The 11,896-nt window shown below is 71.8% G+C and carries 10 protein-coding genes; 4 read left to right on the forward strand and 6 right to left on the reverse strand.

Features of this window, described 5'->3' with window-relative positions; all coding sequences use genetic code 11:
- Window positions 1-13 precede the first annotated feature (13 nt).
- From ACGFX9_RS01770 to rsmH, 3 genes are read right to left on the reverse strand one after another with little or no spacing between them, the layout of a single operon-like run.
- Complete coding sequence (locus ACGFX9_RS01770; RefSeq protein WP_393463261.1) at window positions 14-1,981, reverse strand: peptidoglycan D,D-transpeptidase FtsI family protein; 1,968 nt, start codon at window positions 1,979-1,981, stop codon at window positions 14-16.
- Between the two features lie 5 nt (window positions 1,982-1,986).
- Window positions 1,987-2,535 carry a hypothetical protein gene (locus tag ACGFX9_RS01775; protein WP_393463263.1) on the reverse strand — a complete coding sequence of 183 codons (549 nt, stop codon included), beginning with the start codon at window positions 2,533-2,535 and terminating at the stop codon, window positions 1,987-1,989.
- Between the two features lie 22 nt (window positions 2,536-2,557).
- Complete coding sequence (gene rsmH / locus ACGFX9_RS01780) at window positions 2,558-3,511, reverse strand: 16S rRNA (cytosine(1402)-N(4))-methyltransferase RsmH (protein WP_393463265.1); 954 nt, start codon at window positions 3,509-3,511, stop codon at window positions 2,558-2,560.
- Window positions 3,512-3,867: 356 nt separating this feature from the next.
- Here rsmH and ACGFX9_RS01785 point away from each other — a divergent pair, with 356 nt between their 5' ends.
- From ACGFX9_RS01785 to ACGFX9_RS01800, 4 genes are all read left to right on the forward strand, one after another.
- Window positions 3,868-4,488, forward strand: a complete 621-nt coding sequence (locus ACGFX9_RS01785; protein ID WP_393463267.1) for a beta-class carbonic anhydrase — start codon at window positions 3,868-3,870, stop codon at window positions 4,486-4,488.
- Between the two features lie 226 nt (window positions 4,489-4,714).
- Window positions 4,715-5,734: an AAA family ATPase gene (locus tag ACGFX9_RS01790; RefSeq protein ID WP_393463269.1), complete on the forward strand. Its 1,020-nt coding sequence runs from the start codon at window positions 4,715-4,717 to the stop codon at window positions 5,732-5,734.
- The gene (locus ACGFX9_RS01795; protein ID WP_393463271.1) at window positions 5,734-7,101 is read left to right on the forward strand and encodes a DUF58 domain-containing protein; all 1,368 of its coding nucleotides are present in this window, start codon (window positions 5,734-5,736) and stop codon (window positions 7,099-7,101) included. Before ACGFX9_RS01790 ends, ACGFX9_RS01795 begins: the two co-directional genes overlap by 1 nt.
- Window positions 7,102-7,150: 49 nt before the next feature.
- Entirely contained in the window at window positions 7,151-9,592 is a 2,442-nt protein-coding gene (locus tag ACGFX9_RS01800) for a DUF3488 and DUF4129 domain-containing transglutaminase family protein (RefSeq protein WP_393463273.1), read from the forward strand.
- 69 nt (window positions 9,593-9,661) lie between these two features.
- Here ACGFX9_RS01800 and ACGFX9_RS01805 read toward each other — a convergent pair whose 3' ends face one another.
- The 3 genes from ACGFX9_RS01805 to ACGFX9_RS01815 all read right to left on the reverse strand — a co-directional run bounded on the left by ACGFX9_RS01805 (window position 9,662) and on the right by ACGFX9_RS01815 (window position 11,752).
- Window positions 9,662-10,072 (reverse strand): DUF3040 domain-containing protein, encoded by a 411-nt coding sequence (locus tag ACGFX9_RS01805; RefSeq protein WP_383285357.1) that lies wholly within the window; start codon window positions 10,070-10,072, stop codon window positions 9,662-9,664.
- Window positions 10,073-10,346: 274 nt separating this feature from the next.
- A complete protein-coding gene (locus ACGFX9_RS01810) occupies window positions 10,347-11,123 on the reverse strand; it encodes a class I SAM-dependent methyltransferase (RefSeq protein WP_393463274.1) in 777 nt (258 codons plus the stop codon).
- Window positions 11,124-11,272: 149 nt separating this feature from the next.
- The gene (locus ACGFX9_RS01815; RefSeq protein WP_393463276.1) at window positions 11,273-11,752 is read right to left on the reverse strand and encodes an SAV_6107 family HEPN domain-containing protein; all 480 of its coding nucleotides are present in this window, start codon (window positions 11,750-11,752) and stop codon (window positions 11,273-11,275) included.
- Between the last annotated feature and the right edge of the window lie 144 nt (window positions 11,753-11,896).

The following is an 11,896-nucleotide window of genomic DNA, read 5'->3' on the forward strand; positions in this document are numbered from 1 at the left end:
GTCCTGGTGGGGCTCAGGGTTCGAAGGAGACGGGCAGCCGGGCCGGGCCCTTGCCGGTGGGCGGGACCTGGAGCGTCTTGAGGGCGAACTGCATGACTTCCTTGTAGATGGGACCGCAGATCTGGCCGCCGAAGTAGCTGCCCTTGGTGGCGTTCTGGATCGCGCAGTAGACGGTGACGCGCGGCTTGTCGGCGGGCGCGAACCCGGCGAACGACGAGGTGTAGCCCTTGTACTTGCCGGTCTCGGGGTCGACCCGGTTGGCCGTACCCGTCTTGCCCGCGACCCGGTAGCCGGAGATGCGGGCCTTGGTGCCCGTGCCCTCTTCGTCGTCGACGACGGACTCCAGCATCCGCGACACCGTCTTGGCGGTCTTCTCGCTCACCACACGGGTCTTCTTGGGCTTGGCCGCGGGCGTGAAGCGGCCGTCGGGGCCCTTGGTGCCGCGCACCAGCGTGGGCTCGATGCGTACGCCGCCGTTGGCGATGGTCGAGTAGACCGAGGTCGCCTGCATCGCGTTTATCGAGACGCCCTGGCCGAACGGGATCGTGTACTGCTGCGAGGTGGACCACTTGGCGGCCGGCGCGAGGATGCCGGACGTCTCGCCGGGGAAGCCGAGCCCGCTCTCCCTGCCGATGCCGAACTTGCGCAGATACGAGTAGAGCTTGCCGTTGGCTTCCCGCTGGGTCTTGCCGAGCTCGCCGGTGGCCAGGATCGTGCCGATGTTGCTGGACTTGGCGAGCACGCCGCTGAGCGTGAGGTGCCAGGTCGGGTGGTCGATGTCGTCCTTGAAGAGCCGGTCCCCGCGGTGCAGCCGGTTGGGGACCGTGACGTGCGTGGCGGGCGTGGCCGCGTTCTCCTCCAGGACGGCGGCCATCGACATGACCTTGGCGGTCGAACCCGGCTCGAAGGCGTCCTGGAGCGCCGCGTTGCCAAGCGCCGTGCCGTCGGCCTGCGAGAGGTCGTTCGGGTCGAAGCCCGGGGAGTTGGCCATCGCGAGGACTTCGCCGGTCTGGTTGTCCTGCACTATCACGTAGCCGCGGTCCGCCTTGGACTTCTCCACCTGCTCGGTGATGGCGTTCTGCGCGGCCCACTGGATGTCGCGGTCGATGGTGAGCTCGACGTCCGAGCCGGGCACAGCGGGCGTCTCGGTGCTGCCCGCCGTCGGCACCTGGCGGCCGCCGGACTGGGCGTACCTGATCTTCCCGTCCTTGCCCGCGAGCTTCTTGTCGAGCTGCTGCTCCAGGCCGCCCGCGCCCTTGCCCTCGGCGTTGACCCAGCCCAGTATCCCGGCGCCCAGGCTGTCGTTCGGGTACACGCGCTTGCTGCTGGGGTCCTGGAAGACGCCGGCGAGGATGTTGGCGCTCTTCTTGTCAGTGCGCTCCTTGTCGGCGAGCGCGCCGCGCAGGTCCTTGATCTGCTTCCAGACCTGCGGGGTCTGCCGGCGGGCGAGCAGGACGTAGCGCGTCTTGGGGGTCTTGAGCTGCTCGGTGAGCCGGTCGACGTCCTTGTCGAGGATCGGGGCGAGGAGCGCCGCCGCCTGTTCGGGCGCGTCCTTGATCCCCATCTCCTTCGCCGTGAACATCGTGGGGTCGGCCGTGATGTCGTACGCGTCGACGCTGGTGGCCAGTTCGACGCCGCCGCGGTCGGTGATGCCCCCGCGCTCGGCGGCAAGGACATGGCTGAAGTAGCGGTTCTTCTCGGCCTTGGCGGTGTACACGCTCGCGTCGACCGCCTGCACCTGGAGGAGGCGTACGACAAAGGCCAGCATCACCAGGGTCAGACCGAGGCTCACCATGCGAAGCCGGGGCCGCGGGCTGCCGAGCCGGATGGTGCGGGCCTTGGGCCTGGCGGCGGGGCGCGGGCGGCGGGCGGCGGGGCGGGAAGCCCCTGACCCCGAGCGGCGCTGTTCGCCGGGGCGGGCGGGGCGCGAGGGCCGCGCGGGACCCGGGACCCTGCGTCGCGGCGGTTGGCGGTCCGTCACTTACGTCACCTGCCGGAGGTCGTGGGGCCGGGCTTCGCGGAGGGGGTGGGCACGGGCGTGGTGAGGGCCGAGGGGGCGGCGGAGGGCAGCGGGGACGCGGGCGCGGGCGACACCGGGATCGAGACCGAGGGCGCCGGGGAGGCCACCTCCTGGGGGCGCGGCGCGGGCTCCCACAGGGCGGAGGACCGGGAGGCGGTTCCGGGAACGCCGCGGACGGTGCCGTTCGGGTTCAGGAAGGCCGGGTCGCCGCCGGGCACCATGCCGAGCTCACGGGCGCGCTGCTGCAGGGCGTCGGGGGCCGCGTAGGCGTCCACGTCCCGCTGGAGCTCCTGCTCCTGGTCGGTGAGCTCCGTGGTCTCCCTCTTGAGCTCGCTCAGCTGGAAGGAGCCTTCGTTGAGCGAGGAGTTCAGGATCAGCAGTGTGATCAGGCCGCCGCCGAGCAGCAGCACGACCAGCAGCACGAAGGGCGTGCGCGCGGCCTGGCTCGGCCCCGACGACGGCAGCAGCCGCGCGAGCCGGGCGGCCCGCCCGCGCAGCTCGGGCTTCTTGCTCATGGGGCCTCCTCGCGGGCGCCTGTCACGGAGCCTCCTCGCGGATGCGCTGCGCACCCCGCAGCCGTGCCGGGGCCGCCCGGCGGTTCTCGGCGACCTCTTCCTCGGTGGGGAGTTCCGCGCCGCGCGTGAGCAGCTTGAGCCGGGGCTGGTAGCGCTCGGGGACGACGGGCAGGCCGGGCGGCGCGGTCGTCGCGGCGCCGGCCGCGAGCACCTGCTTGACCAGCCGGTCCTCGAGCGAGTGGTACGAAAGGACAGCGATCCGGCCGTCGACGGCGAGCGCCTTCACGGCCGCCGGGATGGCGGCCTCCAGGACGCTCAGTTCGCCGTTGACCTCGATGCGCAGGGCCTGGAAGGTGCGCTTGGCGGGGTTGCCACCGGTGCGCTTGGCCGCCTGCGGCAGGGAGTCACGGATCAGCTCGACGAGCCGCGCGCTGTTGCTGAACGGCTCCTTCTCGCGCTCGCGCACGACGGCGCCGACGATCCGCTTGGCCTGCTTCTCCTCGCCGTACTGGCGCAGGATCCGCACCAGTTCGCCCGGTGCGTACGTGTTGAGGACCTCGGCGGCGCTGATGCCGGTCGTCTGGTCCATGCGCATGTCCAGGGGCGCGTCCTGCGCGTAGGCGAACCCCCGGTCCGCCTCGTCGAGTTGCATGGAGGAGACGCCGAGGTCGAAGAGGACGCCCTGGACCTTCGCGATGCCGAGCCGGTCGAGCACGTCGAGGATCTCGTCGTACACCGCGTGCACCAGCTCGGCCCGGTCGCCGAAGGGGGCGAGCCGCTCTCCGGAGAGCCGCAGCGCCTCCTTGTCGCGGTCCAGGCCGATGAGGCGGGCCGACGGGAAGGTGGAGAGCAGCGCCTCGCTGTGGCCGCCGAGTCCGAGGGTGCAGTCGACGACGACCGCGCCCGGCTGGGCGAGCGCGGGGGCCAACAGGTCCAGGCATCGCTGGAGCATCACCGGGACGTGTCGCTGACTCAAAGGGCCCTCTCAGGTCCGGCGCTAAGAGCGATGCGCACGGCCGGGTCCCCGCCCGCTCGGGAAGGGGAATGGCCTGCTGGCGCCGGGGAAGTGGCGTCAGCCGACCGGGAGCGGGAGGAGGCCGAGCCGTACGTACGCGCCGCGCACGTGGGGAAATTCAGGGAATCTCCGGGTGAACAGTCCAGCGGGGAGCAGGTCACGGCTCCCACTTCGCGTCACTTTAGTCCACCCTGTCGCCCGGTCAATCAACTGGCCTGCGCGTCGCGGACGGGTCGTCACGGGAGCCGCGAATCGGGTTCCGTCACCCGTTCGGGTGAGCCGCTCCGCGCCTGTGGGTTACCTCACAACAAGACTCATTGACGTTCTTTGTCCCTTCTCACAGCGGGCCCGCGCGATCAGTGCCGACTAACGTCATAGCCATGTCGACTTCCGCATCCCCTACGGGCCTCCCCGCAGAGCCGATCGGTGACATAGCCACCGGTGGCACCGTCACTGACCGCCTCGTGGAGGCGAACAAGCAGTACGCCTCCGGCTTCACCGATCCGGGGATGGACGCCCGCCCCGTCCTGCGTGTGGCCGTCGTCTCCTGCATGGACGCCCGCATCGACCTCCACGACGCGCTCGGCCTCGAGCTCGGCGACTGTCACACCATCCGCAACGCGGGCGGCGTGGTCACCGATGACGTCATGCGCTCCCTGACCATCAGCCAGCGCGCGCTCGGCACCAGGAGCGTCGTACTGATCCACCACACCAGCTGCGGTCTGGAGAGCCTCACCGAGGAGTTCCGGCACGAGCTCGAGCTCGAGGTCGGGCAGCGGCCCTCCTGGGCGGTGGAGGCCTTCCGCGACGTCGATCAGGACGTACGGCAGTCGATGCAGCGCGTGCGGACCTCGCCGTTCCTTGTGCACACCGACGATGTGCGGGGATTCGTCTTCGACGTGACCACCGGTCTGCTGCGGGAGATCGACCCCGCCTAGCCAGGCCCGGACCGGGACCTTTCCGGACCGGATCGGCGGTCAAAAGGCCGTAAGACCCGACATATCGCCGCCAGTTGTCCACAGGCGAGTGACACAACCCGGTACACCCAACAAGAATGCGGGGTGGGCATCACGCGGAACCATTCCCGCGTGATGTCCGTGATTCGGGGTGGGCCGGGCCGCACACAGAAGCTTCGGCCCGGAGAACGTGTCCGAGGAGGGCCGGGTGACGACCTATGACGATCGAGCGAGCCTCACAGATCTGACCACCACAGCGGAGCGTGTCCGCAGCTCAATCGAGGGTGTGATCGAGGGCAAGCCAGAGGTCGTACGGCTGTCGCTGACCGTGCTCCTCGCCGAGGGGCATCTGCTGATCGAGGATGTGCCGGGCGTGGGCAAGACCATGCTCGCCAAGGCACTGGCGCGGTCCATCGACTGCTCGGTGCGGCGCATCCAGTTCACGCCTGATCTGCTGCCGTCGGACATCACCGGTGTGTCCATATTCGACCAGCAGCGCCGGGACTTCGAGTTCAAGCCCGGCGCGATCTTCGCGCAGATCGTGATCGGCGACGAGATCAACCGCGCGTCTCCGAAGACGCAGTCCGCGCTCCTGGAGTCCATGGAGGAGCGCCAGGTCACCATCGACGGGCAGACCTACGAACTGCCGAGCCCCTTCATGGTGGTGGCGACGCAGAACCCCGTCGAGATGGAGGGGACCTATCCCCTGCCCGAGGCGCAGCGCGACCGCTTCATGGCGCGCGTGTCGATCGGCTATCCGAACGCGGAGGCCGAGCTGCAGATGCTGGACGTGCACGGCGGTGTCTCGCCGCTCGACGACCTCCAGCCGGTGGCGCACGCGCACGAGATCTTGAAGCTCATCGACGCCGTCCGCACGGTCCATGTCGCCGACGCCGTACGGCGGTACGCGGTGGACCTGGTCTCCGCGACCCGTAACCACCCGGACCTGAGACTCGGCGCGTCACCGCGCGCGACGCTGCATCTGCTGCGGGCCGCCAAGGCCTCCGCGGCGCTCAGCGGCCGGGAGTTCGCCCTGCCGGACGACGTACAGGCCCTGGCCGTGGCGGTGCTCGCGCACCGGCTGCTGCCCACCGCGCAGGCCCAGTTGAACCGGCGTACGGCCGAATCGGTCGTCCTGGAGATCCTCCAGCGGACTCCGGTCCCGGCCGCCGCCCAGCCGAGCACCGGCTACTTCGGCCAGCAGCCGCCCGGGGCGCGGAGGCTGTGATGACGGACGGGGGGCCGCAGCCGGCGCAGCCCGAGGAGGGCAAGGGCGGGCTGCGGACGGCGCTCGCGGGGCTGACCACGCGCGGGCGTTCGTTCCTCGCGGCCGGAATCGCCGCCGCCGTCTGCGCGTACGTCCTCGGGCAGAGCGATCTGCTCCGCGTCGGACTGCTGCTCGCCGTGCTGCCCCCGGTGTGCGCGACGGTCCTCTACCGCACCCGCTACCGCGTCGCGGGCAGCCGAAGGCTCTCCCCCGCGCGCGTGCCCGCAAGTTCGGAGGCCCGCGTCCATCTGCGCATGGACAACGTCTCACGGCTCCCCACGGGGTTGCTCATGCTCCAGGACCGGGTGCCCTACGTCCTTGGGCCGCGGCCCCGGTTCGTGCTCGACCGGGTGGAGGCCGGGGGCCGCCGGGAGGTGTCCTACCGGGTCCGCTCGGACCTGCGGGGGCGGTATCCGCTGGGGCCCCTCCAGCTGCGGCTTACGGACCCCTTCGGCATGTGTGAACTGACCCGCTCCTTCTCGACGTACGACACCTTGACGGTCATCCCGCGCGTGGAGGCACTGCCTCCGGTGCGGCTCACCGGCGAGGCCAAGGGGTACGGCGACGGACGGCACCGCTCGCTGGCCCTCGCGGGCGAGGACGACGTGATCCCCCGGGGCTACCGGCACGGCGACGACCTGCGCCGCGTCCACTGGCGCTCGACGGCTCGCTACGGAGAGCTGATGGTGCGCCGCGAGGAGCAGCCGCAGCGGGCCCGCTGCACGGTGCTCCTTGACACCCGGGCGCACGCCTTCAGGGGCGCGGGCCCGGACTCGGCCTTCGAGTGGGCGGTGTCGGGCGCGGCGTCCGCGCTTGTGCACATGCTCGAACGCGGCTTCTCGGTGCGGCTGTTGACCGACACCGGCAACTCCGTGCCCGGCGAGGGCTCGGACGGGTTCGCCGGTGCGAGCCAGGAGTCGGCGGACGCGGCAGGACTGATGATGGACACCCTCGCGGTGATCGACCACTCGGACGGCGCGGGGCTCTCCCCGGCGTACGACGTGCTGCGCGGCGGCAACGAAGGCCTGCTGATCGCCTTCCTCGGCGACCTCGACGAGGAGCAGGCGACCGTGGCCGCCAAGATGCGCCAGCGGACCGGCGCCGCGGTCGCCTTCGTCCTGGACAGCACGGGCTGGGCCCAGGGCCCCGGCGGCGGGCCGTCGGGCCCCGGCGACGAGCGGGTCCGGATGCTGCGCCAGGCGGGCTGGACGGCCGTGGCGGTCCCTCCTGGGGTCGCGCTGGCGGACCTGTGGCGCCAGGCGGACCATCTGCGCGCGAGCACGGGCCCGGCTCCGGCCACGGGGACGACCACCGGGGGCTGGGGATGAGCGGCGGCCGGCCCGGCAGGACCACGGGCACGACAACAGGGGGACGTTCATGAGTGGGCGCGCGCGACTCGCGCTCTGTGCCACGGCGGCGACGCTGATGGCGTCGGGGGCGCTGCTGCCGCTCGTCGATCCGGCGACGTGGTTCGTCCAGGCGGCGATCCTGCTCGCGCTGCAGAGCGGCGTGGGCGCGCTGACCCGGCGGGTCCCGCTGGCCCGGCCGGTCACGGTCGCGGTGCAGGCGTTGGTGACCTTGCTGCTGCTCACGCTGGTGTTCGCCCGTGAGCAGGCGATCGCCGGGATCGTTCCGGGGCCCGACGTGTTCCGGGAGTTCGGGCTGCTGCTTCAGGCGGGCGGCCAGGACGTCGGGCGGTACGCGATACCGGCGCCGCTCAGCGACGGCATCCGGCTGATGATGGTCGGCGGCGTCCTGGTGATCGGCCTCGCGGTGGACGCCCTCGCGGTGACGTTCCGTACGGCGGCTCCCGCGGGCCTGCCGCTGCTCGCGCTCTACTCGGTCGCCGCCGGGCTCTCCGGGGACGGCGCGGGCTGGCTGTGGTTCCTGCTCGCCGCGGCCGGGTATCTGCTGCTGCTCCTTGCCGAGGGCCGGGACCGGCTCTCCCAGTGGGGACGCGTCTTCGGGGGCGCGGCGCGGGCGCCCGGCCGGATCGCGGGGGGCCTGGAGAGCGACACCGGGGCCATCGCCCCGGTCCGCACGGGGCGGCGCATCGGCGCGGTCGCGCTGGGCATCGCCCTTGTGGTGCCGCTCGCGCTGCCCGCTCTCGACGGTGGTCTCCTCGACGGTTCCGGTGGTCCCGGAGGCTCGGGTTCCGGCGGCGGTGGCACGATCTCCGCGGTGAATCCGCTGGTCGCGCTCCAGGACAGCCTGAACGAACCGGAGGACCGCGAGGTCATCTCGTACAAGACGAACGCCAAGCAGACCGACAACCTGTACCTGCGGATCGTCTCCCTCGACCAGTTCGACGGCACGACCTGGAAGACCACTGTCCGGAGCATCAGGGACGTGCCTTCGCGCCTCGAGGACCCGCCCGGGCTCTTCCCCGACGTCCGCAGGAGCGAGATCCAGACCAACATCTCGGCCGCCGACGGCTACGCCCAGAACTGGCTGCCGATGCCCTACCCGGCGAGCGAGGTGAAGATCAACGGCCGCTGGCGCTACGAGCCGGTGGGACGTGCGCTGGTCGGTGACCGCGGGCAGACGACACGCGGTGCGCAGTACGAGGTCAAGAGCCTGATCGTGGAGCCGACGGCCACCCAGCTGGCCAACGCGTCCGCGCCGCCCAGGGACATCGCCCGGGAGTTCACCAAGGTGCCGGGCTCGCTGCCGCCCGTGGTGGCGGCCGAGGCCCGCAAGATCACCGAGGGCTCGGCGAACGACTACGAGAAGGCGGTCAAGCTCCAGGACTGGTTCGCGTCGGAGGGCGGCTTCACGTACAACACGCAGGTGCGCGCGGGCAGCGGACCGGCGGCGATAGTCCGCTTCCTGGAGCAGAAGCAGGGCTTCTGCGTCCACTTCTCGTTCGCCATGGCGTCCATGGCGCGGACCCTCGGCATCCCGGCGCGCGTCGCGGTCGGCTTCACGCCGGGCACCGCGCGGGCGGACGGTTCGATGTCGGTCGGTCTGCGGGACGCGCACGCCTGGCCCGAGCTGTACTTCGAGGGCGTGGGCTGGACCCGCTTCGAGCCGACACCCAACCGCGGCACGGTCCCTGACTACACCCGCCCGGACACCCCGTCCGACGGCGCGAGTGATCCGGCCGCGCCCGAGCCGACCTCGTCGACCGCGCCGTCCAGCGAGCCTTCGGCCTCCACCGCCTGCCCACCCGACCAGCAGAAGCAGGGCGGCTGCGCGAGTACGATCCCGCAGCTCGCGGGCGGGTCCGGGGGTGACGGACCGCCGATCGGCTGGATCGTGACCGTGATCCTCGGGGCGCTCGTGGTCATCGGTGTGCCTTTGCTGCCGATGCTGTGGCGCAAGCGGATCCGGGCGGTGCGCCTGGGCTCGACCGGGCGTACGGAGGCGGACGGGGCGGCGCGCACCCTTGCCGCCTGGCTCGAGGTGACCGACACGGCCTGGGACCACGGGATCACGCCGGACGAGTCGCAGACCCCGCGCAAGGCGGCGGCCCGGATCGTACGGATCGGTGAGCTCGGTACGGCGCCCGCGGAGTCCGTCCACCGGCTCGCGGCCGCGGTCGAGCAGGTCCTCTATGCACCGCGTCCCCAGCCGGTGGCGGGCCTGGCCGACGACGTACGCCGGGTGTGCGACGGGCTGCGGGCCACGGCGGGCCGTGCGGGCCGGCTGCGGGCGGCCTTCGCCCCGCGTTCCGCCGCCCGGGTGGTGTGGGCGGCGTCCGAGCGCTGGGCCGGGGTCAAGGAGCGGTGGTCCGAGCGGATCGCGAAGCGGTGGGCGGCGCTGCGGAGGCCTTCGGGACCGTCGCAGCCATCGCAGCCGTCGCAGCAGGAGGGCTGAGGCACGCGTAAGGGGTAACCGCTATGGGCGGTTACCCCTTACTGACGTACTGCTGAGAAGCTCAGAAGTTCATTGGCCCTGTTCGTCGCGGCGGCGCTGCCAGCGCTGCTCGATCCGGTCCATCATCGACTTGCGTTGCCTGGTCTGCCGACGGGCCGGGGCGCTGCCCGGTGCCGTGGGCGTGCCGGCTGCCGGCTGCTCACCCGGCTTGGGCGCTTTGCGCCATCCGGTGACCGCGAGCACCGCACATCCCAGCATGACGAGGAATCCCACCACGCTCACCCAGATCTGCTGGGCGACCATTCCGGCCATGAGAAGGGCGATACCCACAAGGAAGCCCGCGACCGCTTGGTAAACCCGTCGCCGGGTGTACGTACGCAGCCCGCTTCCCTCGAGCGCTGTCGCGAACTTGGGATCTTCGGCGTACAGCGCTCGCTCCATCTGCTCGAGCATGCGCTGCTCGTGCTCCGAGAGCGGCACGGAGTCCTCCTCATCGTGCAGTCGCCGGGGCGACCGGGGGTCCCCTTCAGGATAGGCAGGGAATCGCCCCCGTGAAACCCGCCCCTCTGCGCCAACTTCGCCAAACCGGACCACCCTGTCGCTCCGGCTCGCTGAAGCGTGCATTCCCCAGCGGCCGGCCCGGCATGCCGGGCGGTCTGCCTCGATCATACGGCGCCCATAGCCCGTTCGGGGGGTATGTGCCGTACTCCATGTGCCGCTGCGCTGCTGATCAGCGGGGCGGCCAGGGCGAATGTCAGCCCTCGTCGGCATCCCGCGTCTCGCCCAGCACATGCAGTTGGGTGGCCACGGAGTGGAACGCGGCGAGCTCGGCTGCGGCCGCCTCCAGCTTGAGGAGGGCCTCCAGGGCGCCGGGCTCGGTGTCCACCAGGACGCCGGGAACGAGGTCGGCGAAGACCCGCACTCCGTGCACCGCGTCGACCCGGACTCCCGCGCCCTCGACCAGTTCGGTCAGTTGCTCGGCGGTGAAGCGCCGGGGCACGGGGTCGCCGTCGCCCCAGCGTCCCGCCGGGTCGCTGAGCGCCTGCCTGGCCTCGGTGAAGTGCCCGGCGAGCGCCCTGGCGAGCACGGCTCCGCCGAGGCCCGCGGCGAGCAGGCTGAGGGTGCCGGACGGCCGCAGCGCGTGGACCGCGTTGCGCACGCCCTCGGCGGGGTCGTCCACGTACTCCAGGACGCCGTGGCACAGGACGGCATCGAAACCACCGCGCTCCACGACGTCGAACAGGCCGTGTACGTCGCCCTGGACGCCGCGGACCCGGTCGGCGACGCCCGCCTCGGCGGCCCGGCGCTCGAGCGCGAAGAGGGCGTTCGGGCTGGGGTCGACGACGGTGACGCGGTGGCCGAGGCGGGCGACGGGCACGGCGAAGTTGCCGCTGCCGCCTCCGGTGTCGAGCACGTCGAGGGAGTGTGACTCCCGGCCCGTGGCCTTGACCCTGCGGTCCAGGGCGTCCTTGAGGACCTCCCAGACCACGGCGGTACGGAGAGAAGCGCGGGGGCGCATCGGGTCCGACACGGCAGTTGACTCCTCGGCGCGTCCACCGCATGGTCCGCGGCGGAGCTAGGGGGTTCCCTCCGCCTGCTCGTACGGCATCTCGTACGGCGTGGAGGAGGGTGCGGGCGCTCCCACCCTATTGCCTGCGGCCGACTGCCCCGAAACCCGTCTCAGCTCGCGTCCGGCGGCTCCTGCCTGGGCTGGGGCAGCACGGGCTGCAGCACCAGCATCCGCTCGACGATGCGCAGGAACATCGCCACGTCACGCAGCAGGTCGCCCGCGTCGCGGCTGGTGGCCGCGCCCTGTATGCCGGCCTCGGCGCGGGCCCTGCGCGGCGCGCCGGAGGCGAACAGGGCGCTCCACTCGGTCAGTTCGGGTGCTATCTCGGGGAGCACTTCCCAGGCGCTGCGGATCCGCTGCCTGCGCCGCGGGGTCGTCTCGGGACGGCCGCGGGCGGCCAGGACGGCGGCGGCGGTGCGCAGGGCGGCGAGATGGGCCGTGGCGTAGCGCTCGTTCGGGGTTTCCAGGTGCGCGGCCTCGTCGATGCCGGCGCGGGCCTGGGCGAGCAGTTCGAGTGCGGCGGGCGGGGCCGTTGCCCGGCGCAGGACGGGGTGGACGTCGCTCGCGGCTGCTGCGGAAGTGCTGGCCATGACGAACCTCCTGTCGTCGCGTAACGGCGCGGTGGCCGTATGTGCACATCGTGGAGTACGCCACTGACAATCGGCTCTGACCTGCGCCTTTGCCCCGACCGATGGTTCGCGTTAGTTTTTGCACTGACCAGTCAGTTCAAAAAG

Source organism: Streptomyces sp. NPDC048436 (assembly GCF_043200355.1).
Taxonomy (GTDB): Bacteria; Actinomycetota; Actinomycetes; order Streptomycetales; family Streptomycetaceae; genus Streptomyces.